Below are 25,179 nucleotides of genomic sequence, written 5' to 3'. Positions count from 1 at the left end.
GGTGCCCGCCCCCGCACCGTCATCCGTCGGACCCGTGTCCGGCGGAGTCGAGCCGGGTGACGTCGAGCTCCCCCGCCGCGTACTGGGCCCTGATCACCTTCTTGTCGAACTTCCCCACGCTCGTCTTGGGCACCGCGCCGACGCGCGTCCACCGCTCGGGAAGCTGCCAGCGTGCGACCCTCTCGCCGAGGTGCTGCCGCAGCTCTTCGAAGGTCGCCTCGCCCGCCTCCTCCGCCTGCACCACCACGGCGAGCGGACGCTCCCCCCACCGGTCGTCGGGGACCGCGACGACGGCCGCCTCCGCCACGGAGGTGTGCCCCATGAGCGTGTTCTCCAACTCGACCGAACTGATCCACTCACCGCCCGACTTGATGACGTCCTTCGCCCGGTCGGTGAGCGTCAGATAGCCATCGGGACCGATCACCCCGACGTCGCCGGTGCGCAGCCAGCCGTCCGGGCTGAACTTGTCCTCGGGGCGCAGCTTCTCGCCGTCGACGCCGCCGTGGTACGCGCCCGCGACCCACGGTCCGCGTACTTCCAGCTCGCCCTGGGACTTGCCGTCCCAGGGCGCGAAACCGCCCTCGGGGGCCGCCAGTCGGGCCTCGACGCCCGCAGGGAACCGTCCCTGGGTCATCCGGTAGGCGAACTCGGCATCGGAACCGGCCTCCACGGAGGCCGGGGGCCGCGCCACCGTTCCGAGCGGCGACGTCTCCGTCATCCCCCACGCCTGCGTGACCCGCACCCCGTGCTCGTCGAACGCCGTCATCAGGGACGGCGGACACGCCGAGCCTCCGATGGTGACCTGCGCCAGCGAGGACACGTCCCGGGGCCTGGCCTCGAGTTCGCCGAGGAGCCCCTGCCAGATCGTGGGGACGGCGGCCGCGTGGGTGGGGCGCTCGGTGTCGATCATCTCGGCGAGCGGTCCCGGCTGGAGGAACCGGTCCGGCATCAGAAGGTTGAGGCCGGTCATGAAGGCGGCGTGCGGGATGCCCCACGAGTTGCAGTGGAACTGCGGGACGATCACCAACGAGAGGTCCGCGTCGGTGAGGCCCATCGATTCGGTCATGTTGACCTGCATCGAGTGCAGGTAGACCGACCGGTGCGAGTAGGCGACCCCCTTGGGCTCCCCCGTGGTGCCCGAGGTGTAGCACAGCGTCGCGGCCTGCCGCTCGTCCAGTTCGGGCCAGTCGTAGGCCGTGGGGCGTCCGGCGAGCAGCGTCTCGTACTCGTGCACCTCCACGCCGGACGCGTCCAGCGCGGCCCGTGGTTCCTCCGCCGACGGGCCGGAGACGACGACGTGTTCGAGGCGGGGGAGGTGCTCGATGAGGGGGGTCAGCAGCCCGACCAGGGAGCCGTTGACGAAGAGCACCCGGTCGCCTGCGTGCCGGACGATGTAGGCCAACTGGTCGGGCGGCAGCCGCAGGTTGAGGGTGTGGAGGACGGCCCCCATCGAAGGTATGGCGAAGTACGCCTCGGTGTGCTCCGCGTTGTTCCACATGAGGGTCGCCACCGCGTCGCCCTCGGTGACGCCGAGGGCGCGGAGCGCGTGCGCGAGCTGCGCCGCCCTTGCCGCGGTCTCGGCGAAGCTCTGCCGGCGAGGGGCACCGTCGCCGGTCCAGGTGGTGATCTGTGAGCGGCCGTGAATCGTCGAGCCGTGTTCGAGAATGCGCGAGACCAGCAGCGGTACGTCCTGCATCGTGCTCAGCACCGGGGACCTCCCCAATCAGCGCGTCGTTACGCGAGGGTAAGTTTCCGGTGATTCTGCTGGCATACCCGGCGGTATGTCACTACCGGTGACGCGGAATTCGGGGCAGATCCGCGTGGCAGGTACACCGGACGCGCTCAACCCCCCGACGGCACCGGGATGCCCGCGGACTCCGGGCTCAATTCGGCGGAGAGCCGCGGGTCCTGGCGCAGCTTGGCGAGCGCGCGCGACACGGCGCTCTTCACCGTACCCACCGAGACGCCGAGCACCTCGGCGGTCTGCACCTCGCTGAGGTCCTCGTAGTAGCGGAGCACCACCATGGCGCGCTGGCGGTCGGGGAGGCGCAGCACCGCGTGCCACATCGCCTCGCGCACCGACTGCTCCTCGCCGGGATCGGTGGCGGGCAGCGGCTCCGGCTCGGGCAGCTCCTCGCACGCGAACTCGTCCACCCGGCGTTTCCGCCACTGCGAGGTGCGCGTGTTCACCAGTGCCCGGCGCACGTAGCCGTCGAGAGCGCGGTGGTCGGCTATCCGCTCCCAGGCGAGGAACGTCTTGGCGAGCGCCGTCTGCAACAGGTCCTCGGCGTCGGACGGGTTGGCGGTGAGCGAGCGCGCGGTGCGCCGCAGCGCGGGTCCGCGAGCGGCGACGTACGCCGTGAAAGTCAGCGGACTCCTCCCCGTACCCGGCGTCCCCGCGGTTGCGGGGGCGCGCTCGACGGTGGTCCGGGCTGTCCGAACGGTCCCAGGCGTGGTCATGGCTCAACGCTAGAAGTCCGGGCCGCTCGGGCCATCGCCCCTGGGTGCCGAAGGGACGTCCGCCTCTGGGTGTACGTCCGGCGCGGGCCCCACCTACTGAAGGTGGAGAACGTACGGCGGCCGGATCAGGGTACCCGGCGGCGCCCTCTCGGGGATACCGCACCGTCCCGCCTCAACTCGCCTGCGCCTTCCGTCCCTTCGCGGCCGGGGGCCGGGCGCCGCCCCCTCGCGCTTCCGTACGGCTCAGCCGACGACCGCGACCGGTGCGTCCACCGTGTTGCGGTCGACGTTGAGGGCGCGGCCGCCGTACTCGAGGCGGACGTTCCCCTGGTACTGGTGGATGCGCCGGTGCGGGTGCCATGCCTTCGGCGGCAGCCGTTTCTCGCCGTACACCGAGCTCCCGGAGTCCCAGCGTGCGAACCACACGGCCTCGGGCAGGTCGGGGGCGCCGGAGCGGCGGGCGCGCTCCATGTGGACGATGCCGGAGTCGGCGCTGCTGTAGAACCCCGGCAGGTAACCGGCGTCGCGTACGGCGCGGTTCCAGGCCTGCACGAAACGGAGCGTGGTGGCGGCGCACCGCGCGTCCGACTGCCGGTACGCCTCCATGTCGAGGTAGATCGCGGTGCGCGCCCGCATACCGAGCGCCTCGGCGCGCGCCACCGCGTCCCGCCCCTCGCGTGCGCCGTGCCCGGCCGGGTCCTCGTGGCCCAGCGCGAACTTCCGCTTGTGCGCGGCGAGTACGCACGGTGCCTGCGACCCCACGTAGACCGGGATCAGCCGCCACCCCTCGGCGCTGGTCGCCCGCACCCAGTTGGCGTCGAGGTTCGCCTGGTGGGGGCAGCCGCGCGCGCGGCCCCCGATGTAGACGCCGGCCGCACCGAAGGGCGAACTCCGCTTCCAGGAGCGCATCGTTGCGAGCGGGGGCGCCTCGCAGGTGTCGAACCCTGCGCCGGTGTAGACGTGCGCTCCGGCGGCGCGTGGGTCGCCCTCACCGGCGCGCGGGGTGGGGAGGACGCCCTCGGGCACGGGCTCCGCGCCGGGGCCGGGCACGTGCGGTTGCGGCGTCTGCGGCAGCGGTCGGGCGCTGCCCGACGACGGGCCGGGCGCGGGGTCCGACGCCTGGGCCGGGAGCGGAGCGGCGGTGAGGAGGGAGGCGAGCGCGGCCGTCGGTACGGCCAGCCGTCGTAGGAACTGACTACGGGGAAACATGCGGCGAGTGAAGAAGCCCGAGGCCGCGCGAAGGTTCAGGCACGCCCTGCGGTGGGTCGGGATTCAGCCGATCGCGGGGTCCGCACCCGTGGTACGGCGAAGGGCCGTCCGCCGGTGCACCGGCGGACGGCCCTGGTTCCCCCCGACAACTCGGCGCGGGCTCGGCTCAGCCCGCCGTGGTCAGCGCCACAGGTTGGTGATGACCACGGTGTACTCCACGTTGGTGGTGGTGTTGTCCTGCTTGACGAGGTTGCCGTCGCCGTTCACCGTCGCGTTGTTGGCCTGGTTGGTGTTGTTGCCCTCACCGCCGGCCACCTGACCCTGCTCGCTGACGCTCGCGTTGGAGCCGAGGCCCGCGACGGCGCCGTCGTCGGCCTGGGCGATACCGCTCATGAGGGTGACGGCGAGCGGTACGGAGGCGGCTGCGGCGATGATCCGGGCGGTGCTGGTGCGTGCCATGTTCATTCCTCCAGGAACGTAAGACCGCTGTGGTGTACGGCAGTTGACTGCCGACGCGACACTGTGCGGCGTCGCGGAAACAGAGTTGCCCAGGCATGTACGTAAAGCCACACGGACCGGCTGTATTCGTCCGCAAGCGTGAGGATCTCTGGACAAACACCTTTTCTCTCGCCGGAAAGTGGGAGCCTTCATCCTCGATGCACGCGGTGGGCAACCGGGCCGAGTGGTCAGGCAGTTCGGTGCGTCTGCACCACAAGTGCCGCTCTTCGTACGGTCTTCAGCCACGGCCGGGTGCGAACTCCCCTGCGGTGGCGGCGTACACAGGATCGGGCGGGGTGTCGAAGCGTGCATGCGGCGCTGCACCGGTACTTTCAGATGAGCTACACCTGAATGGCAATAGAAGTACCAAGTAGCCAGAATGTCCAGTTACTTAGCTGCGCGGTGCTCGTTGCAAGGGATGTGCCCGGGCGGAGTACGAGGCGCGTTCGCTCCCTCCCACGGAGGCGGACCCACCCCGGGTGCGCGACCTCCGTCCCGCCTCCGTACCGAGGAAACGTTTTGTACGAAACCTCTGGCTTCTCGTACCGCGACCCCGACCCCGAGGGACAGGCGGGCGGTCGAAGCACGGAACGGCTCCCGACCGGAGCCGCCTCCGAACCGCTCGGCACGGCCGCCCCCACGGCGGCAGGGCTAGGCAGCGCCGACGTCTACGGCCACCTCCCCGAGGAGCCACTCCCCGAACCTGTCCTCGACTTCGACGGCAACGCCCTCGAATTCCCCGATCTGGACGCCGAGTTGGCCCAACTCGTACGGGAGGAGCAGGACAGGGACAGGCGAGCCGGCGAAGCCGTCCCCGCCCCCCGCCAGCCGACCGGCACCCACCCACGGCACCGCAAACCGAGGCCCCATGAGCACCGCGCCTCCCACTCCCCGCGCTGGGCGTCCCCGCACGCGCTGCTCAACGCACTCTCCGCGGCTCTCGCCCTGCTCATCGGCGTCTGCGTGACCGTACTCGGCGCTCTCACCTGCTACGACCCGCTTCACCACCTCGCCGAACGCGTCACAGGCCCCACACTCGCCGAGCTGTGGCCCATGCTCATCTACGGCCCCTGGGCGGTCGCCACCCTCTCCATCCTCCGCGCCAGGATGAACCAGCGCAGCACCGTCCACTCCTGGCTCGTCGTCGCCTTCCTCGCCCTCGCCGCGATGACCCTGTGCATCAGCGACGCCCCCCGCACCCCGTCCGGCTTCATCATCGCCGGCCTCCCCCCGGTGACGGTCCTCCTCTGCTGCCACCAACTCGTCCGCCAGATCGACCTGTTCGCCCCACCCGCCCCGGCCGCCCGCCACGCCCACCCGGGGCGGGGGGCGCATCGGCACAGGGCGGGGTGAGAGGTTCACCAGCCGGATGGCGGGCTTGGCGCCCGCGTGTTCCAGGCAGGGGCGGCGTACGGGGGCGCTGGCTGTGTGCGGCGGACGAGCCTTGCCGGCGACCCCGGAGCGGATGCGCACACGAGAACGGGACAGCCTCCAACACGCAGGGCGCCTCCCTCACGAGAGACGCCCTGTCCGGCCTGTCGGCCCTGCGGAGGCGGTGGGATTTGAACCCACGGGGGTGTCGCCACCCCGACGGTTTTCAAGACCGTTCCCTTAGGCCGCTCGGGCACACCTCCCCGCGTCCGCCGGGAGCGGACGCGGGGACAGCCTAACGTGTGCGGGGCGGTGCGGGCGCAGCCGATCGGGGGCTACTGGGACTCGCCCTCGCGGGAGCCGAGGGTGAGTTCGACGGTCTTCTCCTTGCCGTCGCGCTCGTAGGTGAGCTTCACCTTCTCGCCCGGCTTGTGGGTCCAGATCGTGGCGATGAGGGTGGGGCCGCTGTCGATCAGGGTGTCGTCGAACTTGGTGATGACGTCGCCCGGCTTGAGGCCGGCCTTGTCGGCGGGGCTGCCCTTCGGGACCGGCTCGGTGTCGCCCTGGCCGTGCTTGGAGATGGTGGCGCCGGAGCCGCTCTGCTGCTGGCCGCGCTCGCCGCCGCCCATGTCGACGGTGGCGCCGATCACGGCGTAGACGGCCTGCCCCGTACGGATCAGGTCGCCCGCGACGCGCTGCGCCTGGCTCACGGGGATCGCGAAGCCGAGGCCGACGCTGCCCGCCTGCGACTGCCCGAGGCCGTCGCCTCCGCCGGACTGGATCGCCGAGTTGACGCCGATCACGGCGCCCTGCGCATTGAGGAGCGGGCCGCCGGAGTTGCCCGGGTTGATGGACGCGTCGGTCTGCAGGGCGCTCATGTACGACGCCTGGGCCCCCTGGCCGTCGCTGGAGGCGACGGGCCGGTTCTTGGCGCTGACGATGCCGGTGGTGACCGTCCCCGAGAGGCCGAACGGAGCGCCGATCGCGATGGTGGCGTCCCCGACCTGGACTTCGCCGGACTTGGCGAGCGGAAGCGGGGTGAGCTTGCGGTCCCCGGTGCCGCGCAGCTTCAGCACGGCGATGTCGTACCCCTGGGCCTCGCCGACCACCTCCGCCGTGTACTTCTTGCCGTCGGAGAAGGTGGCCGACAGCTCCCCGCCCTTCGAACCGTTCGCCACGACGTGGTTGTTGGTGAGGATGTGGCCTTCCTTGTCGTAGACGAAGCCGGTGCCCGTGCCCTCTTCGCCGCCGCCGGAGGAGGTGATGGTCACGACGCTCGGCAGGGTCTTCGACGCTATGCCGGCGACCGACTTGGGCGAGCGGTTGAGCGCCTCCGGGTCGCTCGAGGAGGAGATCGTCGTCGAGTCGTCTCCGGCGCGGTCCGACGCCCAGAACCCGATGCCGCCGCCGATGCCGCCGGCGACGAGGGCCGCGACGAGTACGGCGGCGATCAGCCCTCCGCGCCGCTTCCCCTCGGGCCTCGGCTCCGGTCCGGGAGGTGCGCCCCACGGGTACTGCGGCCCGCCCGGGCCGCCGCCGTAAGGGGGTTGAGGCGGAGGAGTGCCCCACTGGCCCGTCTGGCCCGATCCCGGATATCCGGGCCCCTCCGGACCCTGCGGCCCGCCGGCCGGGCCCGCGGGACCGGAGGCGTGCGCCGTGGGCGGCACCGGCGGAACCGGGGGCTGCTCCGGGTGCGGGGCGCGGGGTTCGTCGGCGCTCTGGTGCGCGGTGTCGGACGGTTCGCCGGCCGGCTTCGGGGGTTCGTCCCCGGAGGCGCGTGCGGCCGGTCCTTCCGGAGCGGAGGTCGGCGAGAAGTCCTCGTCCGCGACGGCGTGCGGGGTGCCGGTGGACGGGTGCCTGGGTGCGGGCCCCGCCGCGGGCGTCTCGGCGGCGCCGTCGTTCTCGGTGCTCACAGCAGTCTCCTCAGGTGCACGACATAGCCAGGAAGGGCATCCACGTACGTGAGTGTCAGGGGACAGCCTTCCCCATGGGCTGTCAGACGCGCGTAAGACGTCCCCTCTTCCACGGGCGCCCTTCCTTACCTCCCACCGACGGGCGGGACGGTCCGGTCCGGAGCAAGTTCCGGGGAAAGCGTATGCGGACCCGTCCTCACCCGCTCACCGGGGAACGTCCGGCGGCGGGACGGGGTTCCGCGCCGGCGGACGGCGCTGCGTGCCACGATGTGCGGGTGACGGAACACGCCGGTGGATCGGTCCAGCGTCCACGTAGGGGGCGGCCGTTCGAGGTCGTGGCGCACCGCGGGGCCTCGGGGGAGGCACCCGAGCACACGCTCGCCGCGTACCGCAGGGCGATCGAGGAGGGCGCGGATTCGCTCGAATGCGACGTGCGGCTGACCGCCGACGGTCACCTCGTCTGCGTGCACGACCGCCGCGTCGACCGGACCTCCGACGGGCGCGGTGCCGTCTCCGCGCTGGAGCTCGCCGAACTCGCCGAACTCGACTTCGGCTCCTGGAAGGCCGGATCGCCGGACGCGGCCCGCCTCCCCGGAGGCGAGCTCACCTCGGTGCTGACGCTGGAGCGCCTCCTCGAACTCGTCGCGCACACGCCGCGGCCGGTCGGCCTGGCGATCGAGACCAAGCATCCGACCCGGTGGGCGGGTCAGGTGGAGGAACGCCTGCTCGTGCTCCTCCGCCGCTACCGGGAGCTGCCGGGGCTGCGGGTGATGAGCTTCTCCGCCCGCTCGTTGGAGCGCGTGCGCGCCGGCGCCCCGTGGGTGCCGACCGCGTACCTGATGCAGTGGCTGCTGCCGCGGCACCGGGACGGCAGCCTCCCGCCGGGCGTCTCCATCGCCGGTCCGCACGTACGGGTGCTGCGGTCGCACCCGGATTACGTCGCGCGTGCGCACCGCGCGGGACACCGGGTGCACGTGTGGACCGTCGACGAGCCCGAGGACGTCGAGCTCTGCGTGCGGCTGGGCGTCGACGCCGTGATCACCAACCGGCCGTCGCGGGTGCGCGCCCAACTCGAGTGAGTGCGTGCGATGTCCGGGAATGCGGCGGGGATACCTCTTCGTGCGGGGCAAGTGCCCGTGTGAGCAGTGGTCTTCGTCACGTACGTGTCCGTGCGGGGGCGGGCTCGTTGGCCGGGCTGAGGGAGCAAGTCGGGGCTCTCAGCAGGTACTTGCCAGCGCGTTGGCTGTTCGCGGTTCTTATTCGATCAGTCGGCGTGCGTCAAGAGCCGGTGAGTGGCCGGTTTCCGTTCCACTCGGGAGGGGCATTCATCCCGTGGCGTGGGGCAAAGGAGGTCTCGGGGGTGGCGTTCGTGGTGGCACAGGAAGTGCCGACGTCGTCGACCATGGCCGTGCCCCATGGGCCGGCGGGCGTGGGGTCGGCGCGGCGCAGGATGCGCGAGGAGCTCCTCGCGAGCGGTGCGCCGGACTCGGTCGTGGACGACGCGGTTCTGATCCTTTCCGAACTACTCAGCAACTCCTGCCGGCATGCGCGGCCGCTCGACGCCGAGCGGCGCGTCCGCGCATCCTGGAGCAGGGACGACAAGGGCGAGTTGACCATCGCGGTCACGGACGGCGGAGGCCCAACCAGGCCACTGCCCGCCACGCCTTCCATCTCGGCGCGCGGCGGCCGCGGCCTCGCCATCATCAGGGCGCTCGCGCGCGACTGGGGCGTCAATGACGGTCTTCCGCCGCGCTCCCGCGGCCAGGCCGCGGCACATGAGGGCGCGTGCGAGACCGGCGTCACGGTCTGGGCCGTGCTCGACGGGAGCGAGGGGCTCGGGGATCGCCTCGCCGAGAGCTTCGAGTTCGCCGGGCTCGACGAGTCGGCGTGACCCGGGGTCTCGGGGCGCACCGGCGCACGGGCGGTCCGCCCGCGCGTGTCAGCGGCTAGGGTCTCTCTCGCCGCCGCCCTGCCGGGGCGGCGGCGTCGCCGATTGCTCGTTGTGCGCCGTGCGTTGGTCCGCCGGGTCCGCCCCGTCCCGGCAGCGTCGGCGCTGCGGCGGGTGGCCGGGGGCGCCGGTGGTACCGCAGTGCTACGGAAGGCGGAGCCCCAACGCCCCAACGGATACGGCTGAAACGAGCGCCGGCGGCGACCGTCGCTGCGTCCGCGCGGCGCAGGTGCCGATGCGTGCACGGGCGACAGGGAGAGCGCCGTCCGCCAGGCGCCGCCGGAAGAGCACGAGACCGAGACGACCCGCACACCAGGAGTACCTCCGTCATGGCCAAGAAGCGCCGCCCCCAGACCGCCCCGCAGCCCGCAACCGCCGGCGAGGTCCCGGCCGTCGGCGCCCGCGAGCCCTGCCCGTGCGGGTCCGGACGCCGGTACAAGGCGTGCCACGGCCGGGCCGCCGCCCAAGCCGTCACCGAGCTGGTACGCCGTCCCTTCGAGGGTCTGCCCGGCGAGGTCGAGTGGGTGGCGCTGCGCGAGCTGGTTCCTGCGGCCACCGCCGAACTCACCCTGCGCGGAGGGCTTCCCGAGGGGGTCCCCTCGGTCCGTGCCGCCACGGTGCTGCCGCTCGCCACGCCGGGTCTGCGGCGCGCTGACGGCAGCGTCCTCCTCGGGCTCCAGAACGACACCGCCTCCGGCGACCTCAGCCGAGACCTCGCGGACGTCCTCCGACGGGCGCTGGAGGCGGAGCCCGACACGGCGGTGCCCGCCGGACGCCCGGGCGGCGACGTCCGGTTGCAGGACCTCCTCGACCCCGAGGTGCCGCTCTCGCCCGTCGTCCACGAGGGCTTCGACTTCTGGCTCGACGGCACCGAGTCCCCGTCGGACCCGGTCGCCGCCTCCCTGGAGCGCGCCAACTCGGCCGCGGTGCCCACGGCTCGGCTCGCCGGCGTCGACGGCGCGTACTGGTGCAAGGCGAACGACCGCAACCACCTCCGCTGGGTGATGACCCATCCCGAGGAGCGCCTGCTCGACGCGCTGGCACGGCTCCACGCGGCGGGCGCGAGCGCGCTCGACGGTGTCGAGGGCTCGCGGCTCGTCGGCTCGTTCCGCGCGCACGGGCTGCTCGTCCCGGTGTGGGACCTGCCCGAGGACGCCGGCTACGAGGAGTGCGAGAAGCCTGCGGCGGCCTTCGCCGAGCGGCTCGCCGAGGCGCTGGGGGCGGAGGGCGCCCTGTCCACCGCCGAGCGCAAGGCACGCGACGGTCTCGCCAACCGACAGGTGACATTGAGCTGATTCGCCGAACTCGCCGCGAGGCGGGGGAGGTTGGTCCGTCGTCGGACTACTTGCGGGCGAACGGTGCACGGGAGGGGGTGTGGCCGGCTCGTGAGGCGACTCACAGAACGGGCGCAACTTCCCCTACCCGTCGGTAAATCGGCGTCCGGATCTGCGCGATCGAATTTGCGAACGGCGGATCTCTTGTTACCGTTCTAGGAGCCCGGTCGCTGGTGCATCCCCCGTCGCCAGCGACCGGGTTTTCCATGTGTGCGGTCCTTCGCCCGCCGGGGCACGTCGAGTCGGCTCCCGGGTGTCCGCGCTTTCCCCCTCCAAGCGGCCGCGGACGGCGGCGACTTGGACTCTTCCCCGCCGGTCCGCCGCACCTCAGTACGCCAGTCGGCTGCCGGTGTCGGGGACGGTGGCGCTCGCCTCGACGAGTACGTCGAGGACGTTCTCCATCCTCGGCAGCCACGGCGTGCCACCGCCCGACTTCCAGGGGGCGCCGTCGGCGAGCGTCGGCACGCGCTCCCACCGCACCGTGCCGATCCCCGTGGCGGACGGCGGGAGCAGCAGGTAGCCGCCCTCGCCGTGGAAGCGCAGGGAGCTGGGCACCGAGTCGTGGGCGTAGAGGAGTTCGCCGAGCTCCTCCAACGCGTAGGGGGCGACGAGCAGCGTGAAGCGGGTCGGTGTCGCCGTCACGGGACCCAGGCGCACGCCCCGGCTCTCGAAGGTGGCGAGCGCGCGCGCCCCCGCGACGGCGGGGAGGCTCAGGCCGCAGGGCGCGGAGCCGCCGGTGGCGAGGACGAGCGGCGCGTCCGGCCGCGTCGTCCACCACCAACTCACCATGCGGGGGTCGGTCGTGGCCGCCTGGAGTACCGGGTCGAACGGGTGGCCGCCGGGCACGGCGCAGTCGGGCTGCGGGCAACTGCACGCCAACGGGGCGTCGGGCGTACCGGCGTTGGGCTTCGCCGCCCGACGGCCGCGCGCGCCGCTGCACTGCGGTACGACCGCCTGTACGCCCGGTACCACGGGCCAGCCCCACTCGGTGGCGCAGGTCGCGGCGGCGTCGTGGAGCGCGCTGGCGCGTGGACGCGGGTTGCCGCGCTCGCGCAGCAGTGCGCGGAGCCGCCGCAGTACGCGTCCGGACAGGCGCACGGGCAGGGCCCGGTGGGAGAGGCTCTCGGGCCGCAGGGCCCGGGAGGGGGAGCGTCGCCTTCCGAGGATCTCGCGCATCAGCGCTCGTTCCTTTCCGTAAACGCCAGTTGACCGGTTGTCGAATCGCCTAGCTCATCACAACGCGTAGAACTTCCGTGACGGCACGTGCTGGACAGGGCATCATGCTGCCGACCGAGCGTGGAACGTGGCGGAGGGTGGCGCGCCCTTGGCGCTTGTGCCGTGTGCTGCCGCCTGTGCCGGGTGGTGGTGCGTGCTCGCGTGCTCTCGGTGGATACGCGTGCCGATGCTGTCGACCGGTGCCTGCTGCCGAGCGGTGAGGGCGGAGAAGTGACCGCCGCACATCCTAGGACGCTTGGAACCCCGCACTGGGTTCCGTACCCGCGTCGACGACGTCAACGCCCGTACAGCCAGCCTCGGTCGGGTGTCAGTCGACAGCCCGCGCCGAACCCAGGCGATGCTTTCACGCCAATCCGTGTGACCCCCAACCGCCCCCGTACAACGGCGTGCCGCGCGCCTTGTGAAGACGCTCGACCCCGGTAGTTCAGTGCTGGACATCTTCTCGGAGGTATGTGTACATGTAGGGGCATTGATAGCGGAGCAGCATGACATGGGGGTTTGCGATGCTATTGAGAGCTTTCGACCGCCTCGGACGCCTCCGCCGATGAGCACGGAGCCTGCGCCGAAAGTGGCCGGAACCCAGGCCGCGGTCTCCACCCGGGAGCACAATCCGCCGACTGCCGAGCCGGGACGGGCGGCAGCGGCCGAAGACACCGCGCCGCATGCGGAGCCCCCGCGCGAACTCCCCGGCGAGCAGCGGCGATCCGAGCCGTGGACGTCGCTCCTCACCGCCGCCTTCCGCCCCGCGCGCTCCGTCGCCGACCGCCTCACCGCCGTCCAGGACCAGTTGACGGGGTGGCTCGCCGACCTCTCCCTCCTCAACGAGCTCACCGCGCGCCTCGCCCGGACCAGCACCCTCGACGACGCGCTCCACGAAACGCTCCGCGCCGGCGCCTCGCTCGTCGGGGCCCAGCGCGCGTTCGCCGTGCTGGCGCCGCAGGAGCGCGCGGGTCCCGAGCGCACCTTCGGGCTCGGCCTCGGCCGCTCCGACATCGGGGAGTTGCAGACCGTCCCGCGCACCTCGGCCGCCTGCGCCCGCCTCCTCGACGCCGCCGAAACGCCTCCACCGCCCGCGAGTTCGGAGCCCGGGGCGCAGGTCCCCGCCGGCGAGGAGCCGCCCCCCGCGATCGTCCACGCCGACATCCCCGGCGACGCCGGACTCGACCCCCGCCACCGCCAGGTCGCCGCCCGTCTCGGCTACGCCGCCAGCTACGCCGTGCCCCTCGCCAGCCGCGCCCCCGTGCCTCACGAAGGCGCGTCCGCCGGCCGCTACGGCGCTGCCGTCTGGCTCTACGACGAACCGGCCCGACCCAGCTCCCGCCAACGCCGCCTGCTGGAGCTCTACTTGCAGCACGCGGGCGAGTACACGGCGCGCCACCTGGAGCGCAGCAGGGCGCTGGAGCAGGCGGCGGCGCTGCGCGCCGAACTCCTGCCGGGCCGCCTCCCCCGGGTGCCCGGCGTCGCGCTCGCCGTCCGGCACCGTACGGGGCCGCGGGGCGGCGGCGACTGGTACGACGTCCTGCCGCTGCCCGAGGGCGCCGTGGGGCTGAGCGTGGGCGGGGTCACCGGTGGCGGGCCCGAGGCGGTGGCGGCGATGGGGCGGCTGCGTGCCTCGCTGCGTGCGTACGCGGTGATGGAGGGGGAGGACCCGGTCGCCGTCCTCTCCGACCTGGAGCTGCTGCTGCGTCTCACGGAGCGCGGGCGCTCGGCGACGGCGCTCTTCGCGCACCTCGATCCGGGGAGGCGGAGAGTGCTCATGGCGGGTGCGGGGCAGTGTCCGCCGATCGTCGTGGGCGAGGGGCGAGCCGAGGCGGTGGAGACGCGGGTCTCCGCGCCCCTCGGCATGCTCGCCTGCTGGGAGGCGCCGAGCGCCGAACTCTCGCTCCGGCAGGGCGAAACGCTCCTGCTCTACAGCGACGGACTGCTCCACCGCACCGGGCAGCCGCTCGACCGCGCTTTCGCACGCCTGCACTCCGCCGCCGATTGCGCGCCCCGGAGCGTGCGGCGCGACCCGGAGCGCCTGGTGGAGCACGTGCTGCGCACCGTGCTTCCGGGCGCCCTCGCCGACTCCGCCGACCATCCCGAGGACGTCGTACTCCTCGCCGCCCGCCTGTAGCCGCGCCTGTTCCGGCCGGCGCTGCCTGATACGTCACAGCTTCTCGACCCTGTACCTCCTTCCGCCTCCCCATACGATGGAGATGGTTTTTTCCATCCCTAGGAGGCGGACGTGGCGGACGAGGAGCCGGTCGAGCAGCGGAAGAACGGTCTCTACCCGGGTGTCTCCGACGAGCTCGCGGAGAGCATGAAGACCGGCTGGGCCGATACCGAGCTCCGCGACCTGGAGCCGATCCCCCAGGCCGAACGGACCGCCGAGCGCCGGGCGAAGCTCTCCGCACGCTTCCCGGGCGAGCGCCTGGTGATCCCGTCGGGGAACCTCAAGACGAGGTCCAACGACACCGAGTACCCCTTCCGCGCCTCCGTCGAGTACGCGTACCTCACGGGCGACCAGACCGAGGACGGCGTCCTCGTCCTCGAGCCGCTCGCCGAGGGCGGCCACCGGGCCGTGCTCCACCTGCTGCCCCGCTCCAACCGGGAGAACGGCGAGTTCTGGCTCGACGGCCAGGGCGAGCTGTGGGTCGGCCGCCGGTACAGCCACGCGGAGGCCGAGCAGCTCTACGGGCTGCCGGTCGAGGACGTGCGCGAGGTCGTGGAGAGGCTCCGCAAGACCCGCGGCCCCGCCCGCGTCGTACGGGGGTACGACGCGGGGGTCGAGGCGGCGCTCGGCGACAAGACCACCGCGGAGCAGGACGAGGAGCTGAAGGTGTTCCTCTCCGAACTCCGCCTCGTCAAGGACGACTTCGAGATCGGCGAGCTGGAGCGGGCGTGCGCCTCCACGGCGCGCGGCTTCGAGGACGTCGTACGCGTCCTCGACCGGGCCGAGGCGACCTCGGAGCGGTACATCGAGGGCACCTTCTTCCTGCGCGCCCGCGTCGAGGGCAACGACGTGGGCTACGGCTCGATCTGCGCCGCAGGCCCGCACGCCACGACGCTCCACTGGATGCGCAACGACGGCCCCGTCCGCTCCGGAGACCTCCTCCTCCTCGACGCCGGCGTGGAGACCGACACCCTCTACACCGCCGACGTCACACGCACCCTGCCCATCAGCGGCCGCTTCACCGACCTCCAGCGCAAGGTCTACGACGCGGTCCACGAGGCGCAGGAGGCCGGCATCGCCGCCGTGCGCCCCGGCGGCAAGTACCTCGACTTCCACGAGGCCGCGCAGCGGGTGCTCGCGGAGAAGCTCGTCGAGTGGGGCCTCCTCGAAGGGCCCGTCGACCGCGTCCTCGAACTCGGCCTCCAGCGCCGCTTCACGCTCCACGGCACGGGGCACATGCTCGGAATGGACGTCCACGACTGCGCAGCGGCCCGCCGCGAGACGTACGCGGACGGCACCCTGGAGCCGGGCATGTGCCTCACCGTCGAGCCCGGCCTGTACTTCCAGTCCGACGACCTGACGGTCCCGGAGGAGTACCGCGGCATCGGAGTCCGCATCGAGGACGACATCCTCGTCACCGAGGACGGCAACCGGAACCTGTCCCAGGCCCTTCCGCGCACCAGCGCCGACGTCGAAGAATGGATGGCAGGGCTGCGGAGCTGACCGCACACGGCCGGACGGGCCGCGCGGACGAGTAGAGTCCGCGCGGCTTCGCCACCGTACCCAACGAGGAAGAGAGCACGCTTTGGTCTCCCGGTTCTGGACCGGACCCCTGTCCGCGCTTCCCTTTCTCGCCATGGGCGCGGTCGTCCTCGTCGACGTCACGGCGGGGCCCGGGATCGGCCTTTCGTCGATGATGGCGCTCGGTCCCGCGTTCGCCGGGCTCATCGGCGGCGTGCGGCGCACGGCGCTGATCGGCGGCTGCGCCTTCCTCCTCTCCGTTGCGATGAGCGTCTACAACGGCCAGTTCGGCGAGCGCAGGGGCGACGCGACGCTGATCTCCGTCGCCGGTGTGGCCGTGGCGAGCGTGCTGGCGGTGGCGGTGCGGAAGCAGCGCGAGACCGAGCTCGCCAACGTCAGGTCGATCGCCGAGGCGGCGCAGCGCGTGCTGTTGCGGCCGGTGCCGCGGAACGCCGGGAAGCTGCGCGTCGCCGTCTCGTACACGTCGGCGGTCGCGGAGGCGCGGATCGGGGGCGACCTCTACGAGGTGGTCCACTCGCCCCGCGGGGTGCGGGTGATCGTGGGCGATGTCCAGGGCAAGGGGCTCGAAGCGGTCGAGACGGCCGCCGTCGTGCTCGGCGCCTTCCGGGAGGCGGCGTACGACGAGCGCCATCTCCTCGCCGTCGGCGCGAGGTTGGAGCGCGCGCTCGACCGGCACCTGCTCGGCGAGAAGTTCGTCACGGCCGTCCTCTGCGAGGTACCGCACGCGCAGGAGCGGGGCAGCACCCGCGAGAGCGCCATCCTCCTCAACTACGGGCACCCGGCTCCGCTGGCGATCCGCGCCGACGGTTCCGTGCAGTTCGCCGAGCCTCCCAAGCGCAGCCTCCCGCTGGGGCTCGGACCGATCCACGGCGGCGAGAACCCGCGTCCGCACCGCGTCGCCTTCGCTCCGGGCGACCAACTGCTCTTCTACACCGACGGCGTCACCGAGGCCCGCGACAGCGAGAACCACTTCTACCCCCTCGACGAGCGCGCCGACCTCCTCAAGGACACCGACCCGGACGCCGCGCTCGCCGCCGTCCACCAGGACATCGAGGAGCACGTGCGCTCCCCCCTCAACGACGACGCGGCGATGCTCCTCCTCCGCTATCGCGACCCGGCGGAAGAGGAGGAGCAGGAGACGGAGGAAGGGGAGTACCCGGAGGTGGAGGACGTCTGGACGCGGAACGAGTCCGGCCAGCCGTAGCTGCCGAGCGGTGCGGCGGCGCAGGTGCGTCGTTCAGGAGGCGGGGAGGAGCGTTCCGCCTCCGGGTCTGAGCACCTTGTCGAAGCTGACGACGGCGCCGCCGCTGCCGGGTCTGTTCCGGAATCTGACGTGGTCGGCGAGGGACTCGATGAGGAAGAGCCCCCGCCCGTGCTCCGCGTCCCAGGCGACCTGACTGCGACTCGGCTCGGCGCGCGAGCAGCCGCGCGCCCCGCGCGCGAACCCGGGCCCCGAGTCGGCGACTTCGATGCGGCACCGGTCGCCGTCGAGGTACGCGGAGACGCGGTAGGCGCCCGGGTCGTCGGCCTCGCCGTGCTCGACGGCGTTGGCGCAGGCTTCGGAGAGGGCGAGCGAGAGTTCGTAGGCGATCTCCGGGTCGACCCGCGCCGACTCCATCGACTCCAACAGCAGCTTTCGGGCGAGCGGCACGCTCGACGCCTCGCGCCGCAGACGAAGAGACCACCACAGGCTGCTCATGACACCCTCCAGGCTGTGGCTCGACGGTGGGCCACCATGCAGGCCGTCAGGCCATACCGAGACGTATAGCCGGGTCCCGTGGACGGTACTCGGCGTGGCGTCGATCCCGCCCGTTCGGCCGACCGGGGCGCGGGGCGCGGGACGGTGCGGTACGCGCATCGGTGCAGGACACCTGTTGTATACGGCTGAGGCGCGCGGTGAGATGATGGCGCGGCCATGGCTGCCGGTTGGGGTCTGAGAGTGCTGCGGGCCGCGGTTTTCACCGCGGTCTGCGTCGTGCTGTCCGCCGCCGGGCACACCCTGGCGGGTGGCGGGCACGTACCGCCGGCGACGCTCGCCGTCGGATTCGCCGCGGTCCTCGTCGCCTCTACCGCCCTTGCGGGCAGGGAGCGTTCGCTGCCCGGGATCGCCGCGCTCAGCGCCGTCGGGCAGCTCGGTCTGCACACGCTCTTCGCGCTCGGCGTCGGCCACAGTCCGCAGCCGGCCCCCGAGGGCGGGGCGCGGGACTTGGCGCAGCGCCTCCTCTGCAACGAGCAGGCCGTCGCGGGGATGAGCCAGGCGGAGGCGCAACGCGTCGTCGAGCAGGCGGGGCTCCAGGCCGCGCCTGCTGCGCAGTCGGCCCACGCGGCGCACACCGCCCCGCTCGCCGGCGTCGAGACACCGCTGGAGTGCCTGCGCAGCGCCGCCCGCGTCGCACTCGGTGCCTTCGATGCGCCGATGCTCCTCGGGCACCTCCTCGTCGCGGTGGCCATCGGCTGGCTGCTGCGGCGCGGGGAGGCCGCGCTGTGGCGTCTGACGCGGCTGCCCGAGCAGGCCGCGCGCTTCGCCGACGAGGTCTTCGCGCTGCGGGCGTTGCGTGCGGCGCTCGTCTACGCCGGCGCTCTCCGGACGGGCCGGCTCCTGCCGGCCGTCGGCCGTGCTCCGCGTGCCGAGCGGGCCGAACCCCCGCCGCACTCCGTGCTGTTGGCGCACTCCGTTCACACCAGGGGCCCGCCCGAGGGCTGCCTGATCCTCGCGGCCTGACGCGGCCGGGGCGCGCGAGCGCGCCGTCCGGCACGTCGTGCATGCGCCGAAGGCGCGGGTCGCGGGGTCCGAGGAGTCTCCCCAACCATCAGTGGACGCGCGGTATCTCGCCGCGGTGCGTCCTGCCGGGCTGGAGCCCGGCGGCCGCCGCGGTGCGCGATGGTGCGCCGTCCGGGCAACAGGAGTGCCAGACATATGGAGAAGAACCAGGTCCGTAGCGCGCGGCGGTTCACGGTCGTCGGTGCGGCGGCCGTCTCGGGCGTGCTGCTCTGCGCGGGTCCGGCCGCCGCGCACGTCTCCGTCGACCCCGAGGAGGCGGAGCAGGGCGGCTACGCCGTCGTCAACTTCAAGGTGCCGAACGAGCGGGACGACGCCTCCACGGAGAAGCTGGAGGTGCACCTGCCGACCGACCACCCGCTCGCCTCCGCGATGCCGCAGCCGGTGCCGGGATGGAAGGTCGAGGTCACCAAGGAGAAGCTCGACAAGCCGCTGGAGTCGCACGGCGAGAAGATCACCGAGGCGGTCAGCAAGATCACTTGGACCGGCGGCGAGATCAAGCCGGGCGAGTTCCAGCAGTTCCCCGTCTCGCTCGGCCAACTCCCCAAGGACACAAACGAGTTGGTCTTCAAGGCGCTCCAGACGTACGACAGCGGCGAGGTCGTCCGCTGGATCGAGGAGCCGGAGGAGGGCGCCGAAGAGCCCGAGACGCCGGCACCGGTGCTGAAGCTCGCGGCGGACGACGCCGCAGAGAGCGGCGCCGGCTCCCCCGCCAAGGCCGGCGAGACCGAGACCGCCTCGGCCGAGAGCTCGGCCGACGGCGGCGCCGACACGGCGGCCCGAGTGCTCGGCGTCGCCGGCATCGTGCTCGGTGCGGCCGGGGTCGGCTTCGGCGTACTCGCCGGCCGGCGCGGCCGCGCCGGCCAGTAGCAACCACACCCGCGGTGCGGCGCCCCGAGAGTGCGGGCGCCGCACCGCCCGCAGAGAGAGATCCACGACTTCCATGCGCACCACCCGTACAGCAGCGGCCGCCGCCCTTGCCGTCGCCGCCTCGCTCACCCTCGCCGCCTGCGGCGGAAGCACGGAGGAGGGAGGTGGCGAGAGCAAGCCGGCGACCGTGGAGAAGGAGAAGAAGGGCGGTGTCGTGCTCCAGCGGGCCTTCGAGAAGCCCGACCTCACCCTCACCGACACCGAGGGCGAGAAGTACGACCTCGTCGAGGAGACCGAGGGCCGGCCGACGCTGCTCTACTTCGGCTACACCAACTGCCCCGACGTCTGCCCGCTGACGATGAGCAACATCGCGGTGGCCAAGTCGAAGCTGCCCAAGGCCGAACAGGACAAGCTGCGGGTCGTCTTCGTCACCTCCGACCCGGAGCGCGACACCCCGAAGGAGCTCGGCAAGTGGCTCCGCGGGCAGGACCCGTCGTTCATCGGCCTCACCGGCGACTTCGACACCATCCAGGCCGGCGCCCGCACCCTCGGCGTCTCCATCGAGCCGAGCTACAAGAAGAAGAACGGCGACGTCGTCTCGACGCACGGCTCGCAGCTCCTCGCCTTCTCGCCCAAGGACGACAAGGCGCACGTCCTCTACACCGAGGGCAACGCCACCCCGGAGGTCCTGGAAAAGGAGCTGCCGGCGCTGATCGAGGGGCGCAACCCGTGAGTCCCCGGGGGGCCCGGACGACGGCCGCCGCGCTCGCCGCCGTCGCCGCGCTCGGCCTCGCCGGCTGCTCCGAGGCGTCGCCCGAACTCCGCGTCTCCGGCGCCTACGTCCCGGAGCCGGTGGACGGGCGGATGGCGGGCGGCTTCCTCACCGTGCACAACTCGGGCGAGGGCGCCGACCGGCTCACGTCCGTGAGCAGCCCGGACGCAGGGAAGGTCGCGCTCCACACCACGGAGGACGGGCGCATGGAGCACGTCGACTCGCTGCCGGTGCCCGCCGGCGGGGAGCTCGAACTACGGCGCGGCGGCAGCCACTTGATGCTCACGGAACTCTCGGGCAAGCCGGTGGAGGGCGAACGGGTGCAGCTCGTCCTCCACTTCGAGGAGTCGGACCCGATCGAGGTCGAGGCGCCCGTCGAGTCCGCCACCCACGTACCGGACGCACAACGGAAGTGAGGAAACAGGCGTGCTCTCCCCCACCCCGCACAGACCGCGTGCCCGGCTGCTGGCGCTCCTCGTCGGACTGGCGTGCGCCGCCGGCGTACTCCTGAGCGCCGGTACCGCCACCGCGCACGCGGCGCTCCTCGACACCAGCCCGAAGGAGGGCGCGGTGGTGCAGAGCGCGCCGAAGCAGGTGGTGCTCACCTTCTCCGAGGCGGTCTCGATGACCGAAGGATCGCTGCGCGTCCTCGACCCGGACGGCAACAGGGTCGACCGCGACACCGTCCGCGACGTCGGAAGCGGCGGCGAGGAGCAGCGGTCGGTCGGGCTCAAGCCGGGGCTCCCCGACGGCACTTACACCGTCGCCTGGCAGGCGGTCTCCGCCGACAGCCACCCCGTCTCCGGCGCCTTCACCTTCTCCGTCGGCGCGCCTTCCGAGACGTCGGCCTCCGTCGACGGGGGCGAGCCGGGCGGCGGCTGGGTCGGGCTCCTCTACGACGTCGGCCGGTACGCGGCGTACGCCGGGTTCATCCTCCTCGTCGGCGGCTGCGGGTTCGTGCTGCTCTGCTGGCCGGGGGCCGCGCGGACCTCGGCGGTGCGGCGGACGGTGCGGGTCGGCTGGCTCACCGTCACGGTCTCGACGCTCGCGCTGCTGCTCCTGCGCAACCCCTACATCAACGGCGGCGGCCTCGCCGAGGCGCTCGACGTCTCCGCCCTCTCGACGACGGTCGCGACGAAGCCGGGCGCCGTCCTCGTCTCGCGGCTGCTGCTGCTCGCGGCCGCCGCGCTCTTCGTCGCCGTGCTCTTCGGCCACCAGACGCGCGCCGGCGTGACGGGTGCACAGCAGGGCGCGGACACCGGGCGGCGCGACCTGCGGTTCGGACTCGCGCTCGGGGGCAGCGTGCTGGCGCTCGGCCTCGCCGCCGGCTGGGCGGCGGCCGAGCACGCCTCGACAGGGATACAGACGGCGGTGGCGATCCCCGTCGACGTCCTCCATCTCCTCGCCGCCGGCCTCTGGTTGGGCGGTCTCTTCTGCGTCTTCGTACTGCTGCGCGGCGGTCCCGCGGTCCCGCGCGAGGCGGTGCGCCGGTTCTCCGGGCTCGCCTCCGTGAGCGTCGCGGTGCTCGCGGCGACGGGGGTCTACCAGGCGTGGCGGCAGGTCGGCTCCTTCGACGCGCTCTTCGGCACCGCGTACGGGCAGCTCCTGCTCGTGAAGACGGCGCTCGTGGCGCTCCTCGTCTGCGTCGGCTGGGTCTCCCGCCGCTGGACGGCCCGGCTGCGCGAGGTGCCGGAGGCCGCGCCCGACGAGGAGGAGCCCGAGCCGGAGCCCGTACCCGCCGGCGGCGACCCCGTGCGCACGGCGCAGCTCGCACGCCAGCGCGCGGCCGTCAACGCGGCGCGGCGCAAGGGCGAACGGGAGCGGGACGCGGAGCGCTCGGGACTGCGGCGCTCCCTCCTCGTCGAGACGGCGATCGCGGTCGCCGTCCTCGCCGTGACCACGCTGCTCACCACGACCGAGCCGGCCCGCACCGAGACCTCGGCCCAGGGCAGCGACGCGGCAGGCGTCACCGAGAAGTCGGGCCCGACGCAGTTGAAGGTCCCCTTCGACACGGGCGGCAAGGGCGGGGAGGGCACCGCCGAGATCGCCGTCGAGCCCGGTGCCTCAGGGAAGAACGAGATCGCCGTGCAGCTCGACGACGCCCGAGGCGAGCCGCTCGAGGCGGAGGAGGTGAAGCTCGCGCTGAGCCTCACGGACAAGAACATCGGCCCGCTCCCCGCGAAGCTCGCGCCGCTCGCCGGCGTCCCCGGCCACTGGCACGCGACCGGGGTGCAGATCCCCATGGCCGGCGAGTGGAAGTTCGCCCTCACCGTCCGTACCTCCGACATCGACCAGACGACCGAGAACGCACGAGCCCGCATCGGCTGACGCCCGGCCCGCCGCCACGGCTACCGTGGAGCGCCCGGCGCGAGGGAAGACAAGAGCAGGACGACGAAGCAATGACCACTCATACGTCCACCGACACGGACCCGGCACGCCAACACCCCGCCGACGAGCCGCCGGCCGGCGTCACCCGGCGCCGTCTCCTCGGCACCGCGGGCGCCGCCGGCGCGGCCGGCCTCGCCGTCGGCGCCGGCGCGAGCGCCGGCTGGGCGGCGACGCGGAGCGACCCGGAACCGCTCACCTCCCTCGGTGCCACCCGGGTCCCCTTCCACGGCACCCACCAGCCCGGCATCACCACCCCGCTCCAGGCGCACGGCCACCTCGCCGCGTTCGACCTCGCGCCCGGCGCGGGCCGAACCGGCGCGGTCGCGCTGCTGCGCCGATGGTCGAGTGCGGCGGAGCGGCTGATGGCGGGGGAGCCGTGGCAGGGGGAGCGCGCGGGCGCCGACGTCGGCAGGGACGCGGGGCCCTCCTCGCTCACCGTCACCTTCGGGTTCGGGCGGGGCTTCTTCTCCCGCACCGGTCTCCGCTCCCGTATGCCGCGCGAGTTGGCGCCGCTCCCCGACTTCTCCTCGGACGCGCTCGACAGGGCCCGCTCCGACGGCGACCTGTGGGTGCAGATCGGCGCCGACGACGGGCTCGTCGCCTTCCAGGCGCTGCGCCTGCTCCAGCGCCTCGCCGGCGAAACGGCCGGACTGCGCTGGCAGTACAGCGGCTTCAACCGCTCCCCCGGGGCCACGGCGCACCCGACGACGATGCGCAACCTCATGGGCCAGCTCGACGGCACCAACAACCCGAAGCCGCGGGACGAGGAGTTCGACGAGCGCGTCTTCGTGCCGGGCGACGGCTCCCCCGCCTGGATGGCGAACGGCTCCTACGCCGTCTTCCGCCGCATCCGCATGCTCCTCGACGACTGGGAAGCCGAACCCCTCCACGACCAGGAGCGCGTCGTCGGCCGCCGGAAGTCCGACGGTGCCCCGCTCTCGGGCGGTGACGAGGACACCGCCCCCGACCTGGAGAAGCGCAAGAGCGGCTCGCTGGCGATCGCCGCCGACGCGCACATCCGCGTGGCCGCACCCGGGACCAACGGCGGCGCCGCCATGCTCCGCCGCTCCTTCTCCTTCCACGACGGCTTCCGCGACGACGGCGCGCCCGACGCGGGCCTCCTCTTCGTCGCCTGGCAGGCGGACCCGCTGCGCGGCTTCGTCCCCGTCCAGCGCAAGCTCGACCGCGGCGACGCGCTCTCCCGGTTCCTCCGCCACGAGGCGAGCGCCCTCTTCGCGGTGCCTGGCGGTGCGGCCGAGGGCGAGTACGTGGGGCAACCACTCCTGGAGGGGTGAAGCCGCGAGGCGGGTGCCGCGGCTGGGGCTACGGTGTCCCCATGGCATCTGCGGCACCTGAGAACCTCCCGGCCAACCGGTACACGTACCTCGGCCCGGCCGGCACCTTCACCGAGGCGGCCCTGCGCACGCTCCCCGAGGCCGATGTGCGGCAGCTCGACCCGATGGTCTCGGTGCCCGCCGCGCTGGACGCGGTGCGCGACGGGGAGGCGGCCGCCGCCTTCGTACCGATCGAGAACTCCGTGGAGGGCGGCGTCAGCGCCACCGTCGACGAGCTCGCCGGCGGGCGGCAGCTCATGATCTACCGCGAGGTGCTGCTCCCGATCACCTTCGCGCTCCTCGTGCGCCCGGGGACGCGGCTGGAGGAGATCAAGACGGTCACCGGCCACCCCGTGGCGCAGCCCCAGGTCCGCAACTGGCTCGCCGCCCATCTCCCCGACGCGCTCTGGGAGTCGGCCGCCTCCAACGCGGACGGCGCCCGCCTCGTCCAGGAGGGGCGGTACGACGCGGCGTTCGCCGGGGAGTTCGCCGCCCCCACGTACAGCCTGGAGCCGCTCGTCAAGGAGATCCACGACGCGGAGAACGCCGTCACGCGGTTCGTGCTCGTGGGGCGCCCGGCCCGGCCTGCGGCGCCGACCGGTGCCGACAAGACGTCCGCCGTCTTCTGGCTGCGCGAGGACCACCCGGGCGCCCTGCTCGAGGTGCTCCAGGAGTTCGCGGCCCGCGGGGTCAACATGATGCGCATCGAGTCGCGGCCGACGGGCGAGGGGATGGGCCGGTACTGCTTCTCCATCGACTGCGAGGGCCACGTCCAGGACCGCAGGGTCGGCGACGTCCTGATGGGGCTGCGCCGTGCGACGCGTGCGGTGCGCTTCCTCGGCTCGTACCCGCGGGCCGATCGGGAGGAGCCGGCGGTCCGTCCCGGCAACTCGGACGAGGACTTCCTCTCCGCTGCCGACTGGCTCAACCGGTGCCTCGACGGACGGATCTGAGCGTCTCCCCGACGGGGACGGCGGTCGGCGTCGGGCGTCGCTCCGCCCTCCGCGGGCGGCTGACCTGGAGAGGGGGACGGGGGCTTCGAGGCCGCTGCCGTGGGGGCGGTGACTTGTCCACAGGGTTTTCCACAGGGCGTCGTCGAGGGCTGTGCACAAGGGGATGGGAGGAAACGGGCACTGTCGACAAAACCGCATGGAGATCTCAGAGTTCGCCAAGCGGGAATGGGTGCCGCCTCGTCACCTCAATTCTTTTGATCAATCCCTGGGGGTGAGTGTGTGGCGTGCGAATCGGATCGAATACGCATGGTTTTTCCGTTTTGCTCCGAGAATTCTCCTCGCCCGGGCGAGGTCTGCGGAACGATCTCGTTCAATTTCCACAGGTGGACGCCGGACCCTGTGGATAACCTTGTGAAG

Annotated in this window: 21 protein-coding genes and 1 tRNA gene; 14 read left to right on the top strand and 8 right to left on the bottom strand. The window is 72.8% G+C overall.

The genetic code is table 11. From position 1 onward, the window contains the following. Positions 1 to 19: 19 nt before the first annotated feature. From F603_RS0121670 to F603_RS0121655, 4 genes are all read right to left on the bottom strand, one after another. Entirely contained in the window at positions 20 to 1,708 is a 1,689-nt protein-coding gene (locus tag F603_RS0121670) for a long-chain fatty acid--CoA ligase (RefSeq protein WP_019548054.1), read from the bottom strand. 134 nt (positions 1,709 to 1,842) lie between these two features. Further along, positions 1,843 to 2,460 carry a SigE family RNA polymerase sigma factor gene (locus tag F603_RS0121665; protein WP_019548053.1) on the bottom strand — a complete coding sequence of 206 codons (618 nt, stop codon included), beginning with the start codon at positions 2,458 to 2,460 and terminating at the stop codon, positions 1,843 to 1,845. 243 nt (positions 2,461 to 2,703) lie between these two features. Next, complete coding sequence (locus F603_RS0121660) at positions 2,704 to 3,669, bottom strand: DUF1906 domain-containing protein (RefSeq protein ID WP_169379083.1); 966 nt, start codon at positions 3,667 to 3,669, stop codon at positions 2,704 to 2,706. Positions 3,670 to 3,849: 180 nt separating this feature from the next. Continuing rightward, positions 3,850 to 4,128 (bottom strand): hypothetical protein, encoded by a 279-nt coding sequence (locus tag F603_RS0121655; protein WP_019548051.1) that lies wholly within the window; start codon positions 4,126 to 4,128, stop codon positions 3,850 to 3,852. A gap of 558 nt (positions 4,129 to 4,686) precedes the next feature. Here F603_RS0121655 and F603_RS33555 point away from each other — a divergent pair. Next, complete coding sequence (locus F603_RS33555; RefSeq protein WP_019548050.1) at positions 4,687 to 5,520, top strand: DUF2637 domain-containing protein; 834 nt, start codon at positions 4,687 to 4,689, stop codon at positions 5,518 to 5,520. A 194-nt stretch (positions 5,521 to 5,714) separates the two neighbouring features. On the opposite strand, the gene F603_RS0121645 is transcribed toward F603_RS33555, so the two are convergent. After that, positions 5,715 to 5,801: transfer RNA gene (locus tag F603_RS0121645), tRNA-Ser, on the bottom strand. A gap of 72 nt (positions 5,802 to 5,873) precedes the next feature. Further along, complete coding sequence (locus F603_RS0121640) at positions 5,874 to 7,451, bottom strand: S1C family serine protease (RefSeq protein ID WP_019548049.1); 1,578 nt, start codon at positions 7,449 to 7,451, stop codon at positions 5,874 to 5,876. Between the two features lie 275 nt (positions 7,452 to 7,726). On the opposite strand from F603_RS0121640, the gene F603_RS0121635 reads away from it, so the two are divergent. The 3 genes from F603_RS0121635 (at position 7,727) to F603_RS0121625 (ending at position 10,694) form a co-directional block, all read left to right on the top strand. Beyond that, positions 7,727 to 8,530, top strand: coding sequence for a glycerophosphodiester phosphodiesterase family protein (locus F603_RS0121635; RefSeq protein WP_051096302.1), 804 nt, complete (start codon positions 7,727 to 7,729; stop codon positions 8,528 to 8,530). Between the two features lie 281 nt (positions 8,531 to 8,811). Continuing rightward, complete coding sequence (locus F603_RS0121630; protein WP_019548047.1) at positions 8,812 to 9,342, top strand: ATP-binding protein; 531 nt, start codon at positions 8,812 to 8,814, stop codon at positions 9,340 to 9,342. A gap of 386 nt (positions 9,343 to 9,728) precedes the next feature. Continuing rightward, entirely contained in the window at positions 9,729 to 10,694 is a 966-nt protein-coding gene (locus F603_RS0121625; protein WP_019548046.1) for a DUF5926 family protein, read from the top strand. 366 nt (positions 10,695 to 11,060) lie between these two features. Here F603_RS0121625 and F603_RS0121620 read toward each other — a convergent pair whose 3' ends face one another. Next, positions 11,061 to 11,909 carry a bifunctional DNA primase/polymerase gene (locus F603_RS0121620; protein WP_019548045.1) on the bottom strand — a complete coding sequence of 283 codons (849 nt, stop codon included), beginning with the start codon at positions 11,907 to 11,909 and terminating at the stop codon, positions 11,061 to 11,063. A 604-nt stretch (positions 11,910 to 12,513) separates the two neighbouring features. Here F603_RS0121620 and F603_RS0121615 point away from each other — a divergent pair. The 3 genes from F603_RS0121615 to F603_RS0121605 all read left to right on the top strand — a co-directional run bounded on the left by F603_RS0121615 (position 12,514) and on the right by F603_RS0121605 (position 16,870). Then, positions 12,514 to 14,085, top strand: a complete 1,572-nt coding sequence (locus F603_RS0121615) for a PP2C family protein-serine/threonine phosphatase (protein WP_026328619.1) — start codon at positions 12,514 to 12,516, stop codon at positions 14,083 to 14,085. A gap of 111 nt (positions 14,086 to 14,196) precedes the next feature. Beyond that, positions 14,197 to 15,627 carry an aminopeptidase P family protein gene (locus F603_RS0121610; RefSeq protein ID WP_019548043.1) on the top strand — a complete coding sequence of 477 codons (1,431 nt, stop codon included), beginning with the start codon at positions 14,197 to 14,199 and terminating at the stop codon, positions 15,625 to 15,627. 133 nt (positions 15,628 to 15,760) lie between these two features. Further along, complete coding sequence (locus F603_RS0121605) at positions 15,761 to 16,870, top strand: PP2C family protein-serine/threonine phosphatase (RefSeq protein ID WP_245600864.1); 1,110 nt, start codon at positions 15,761 to 15,763, stop codon at positions 16,868 to 16,870. A gap of 33 nt (positions 16,871 to 16,903) precedes the next feature. Here F603_RS0121605 and F603_RS0121600 read toward each other — a convergent pair whose 3' ends face one another. Next, positions 16,904 to 17,365 (bottom strand): ATP-binding protein, encoded by a 462-nt coding sequence (locus tag F603_RS0121600; protein ID WP_019548041.1) that lies wholly within the window; start codon positions 17,363 to 17,365, stop codon positions 16,904 to 16,906. Positions 17,366 to 17,581: 216 nt separating this feature from the next. On the opposite strand from F603_RS0121600, the gene F603_RS0121595 reads away from it, so the two are divergent. From F603_RS0121595 to pheA, 7 genes are all read left to right on the top strand, one after another. Further along, entirely contained in the window at positions 17,582 to 18,388 is an 807-nt protein-coding gene (locus tag F603_RS0121595; protein ID WP_026328618.1) for a hypothetical protein, read from the top strand. Between the two features lie 195 nt (positions 18,389 to 18,583). Further along, positions 18,584 to 19,315 (top strand): YcnI family copper-binding membrane protein, encoded by a 732-nt coding sequence (locus F603_RS0121590; protein WP_019548039.1) that lies wholly within the window; start codon positions 18,584 to 18,586, stop codon positions 19,313 to 19,315. A gap of 73 nt (positions 19,316 to 19,388) precedes the next feature. Continuing rightward, on the top strand, positions 19,389 to 20,048 hold the full coding sequence (locus tag F603_RS0121585; RefSeq protein WP_019548038.1) for an SCO family protein: 660 nt from the start codon (positions 19,389 to 19,391) through the stop codon (positions 20,046 to 20,048). Next, a complete protein-coding gene (locus tag F603_RS0121580; protein WP_019548037.1) occupies positions 20,045 to 20,503 on the top strand; it encodes a copper chaperone PCu(A)C in 459 nt (152 codons plus the stop codon). Before F603_RS0121585 ends, F603_RS0121580 begins: the two co-directional genes overlap by 4 nt. Positions 20,504 to 20,513: 10 nt before the next feature. Further along, positions 20,514 to 22,415, top strand: a complete 1,902-nt coding sequence (locus F603_RS0121575; protein ID WP_019548036.1) for a copper resistance CopC/CopD family protein — start codon at positions 20,514 to 20,516, stop codon at positions 22,413 to 22,415. A gap of 71 nt (positions 22,416 to 22,486) precedes the next feature. Then, the gene (efeB, locus tag F603_RS0121570; RefSeq protein ID WP_019548035.1) at positions 22,487 to 23,770 is read left to right on the top strand and encodes an iron uptake transporter deferrochelatase/peroxidase subunit; all 1,284 of its coding nucleotides are present in this window, start codon (positions 22,487 to 22,489) and stop codon (positions 23,768 to 23,770) included. Positions 23,771 to 23,811: 41 nt separating this feature from the next. Beyond that, the gene (pheA, locus tag F603_RS0121565) at positions 23,812 to 24,762 is read left to right on the top strand and encodes a prephenate dehydratase (RefSeq protein ID WP_019548034.1); all 951 of its coding nucleotides are present in this window, start codon (positions 23,812 to 23,814) and stop codon (positions 24,760 to 24,762) included. Positions 24,763 to 25,179 lie beyond the last annotated feature (417 nt).

Origin of the sequence: Streptomyces sulphureus DSM 40104 (assembly GCF_000381025.1) — a bacterium.
Lineage (GTDB): Bacteria > Actinomycetota > Actinomycetes > Streptomycetales > Streptomycetaceae > Streptomyces > Streptomyces sulphureus.
Note: the sequence above shows the minus strand (reverse complement) of the source record. Positions and strands in the feature narration are given on the sequence as shown.

Bases quoted from the DNA above. Each gene is read 5' to 3' on its own strand.
- F603_RS0121665 (WP_019548053.1), bottom strand. From the start codon at position 2,460: ATGACCACGCCTGGGACCGTTCGGACAGCCCGGACCACCGTCGAGCGC.
- F603_RS0121660 (WP_169379083.1), bottom strand. From the start codon at position 3,669: ATGTTTCCCCGTAGTCAGTTCCTACGACGGCTGGCCGTACCGACGGCC.
- F603_RS0121655 (WP_019548051.1), bottom strand. From the start codon at position 4,128: ATGGCACGCACCAGCACCGCCCGGATCATCGCCGCAGCCGCCTCCGTA.
- F603_RS0121625 (WP_019548046.1), top strand. From the start codon at position 9,729: ATGGCCAAGAAGCGCCGCCCCCAGACCGCCCCGCAGCCCGCAACCGCC.
- F603_RS0121620 (WP_019548045.1), bottom strand. From the start codon at position 11,909: ATGCGCGAGATCCTCGGAAGGCGACGCTCCCCCTCCCGGGCCCTGCGG.
- F603_RS0121615 (WP_026328619.1), top strand. From the start codon at position 12,514: ATGAGCACGGAGCCTGCGCCGAAAGTGGCCGGAACCCAGGCCGCGGTC.
- F603_RS0121605 (WP_245600864.1), top strand. From the start codon at position 15,761: ATGGGCGCGGTCGTCCTCGTCGACGTCACGGCGGGGCCCGGGATCGGC.
- F603_RS0121600 (WP_019548041.1), bottom strand. From the start codon at position 17,365: ATGAGCAGCCTGTGGTGGTCTCTTCGTCTGCGGCGCGAGGCGTCGAGC.
- F603_RS0121595 (WP_026328618.1), top strand. From the start codon at position 17,582: ATGGCTGCCGGTTGGGGTCTGAGAGTGCTGCGGGCCGCGGTTTTCACC.
- F603_RS0121590 (WP_019548039.1), top strand. From the start codon at position 18,584: ATGGAGAAGAACCAGGTCCGTAGCGCGCGGCGGTTCACGGTCGTCGGT.
- F603_RS0121585 (WP_019548038.1), top strand. From the start codon at position 19,389: ATGCGCACCACCCGTACAGCAGCGGCCGCCGCCCTTGCCGTCGCCGCC.
- efeB (WP_019548035.1), top strand. From the start codon at position 22,487: ATGACCACTCATACGTCCACCGACACGGACCCGGCACGCCAACACCCC.
- pheA (WP_019548034.1), top strand. From the start codon at position 23,812: ATGGCATCTGCGGCACCTGAGAACCTCCCGGCCAACCGGTACACGTAC.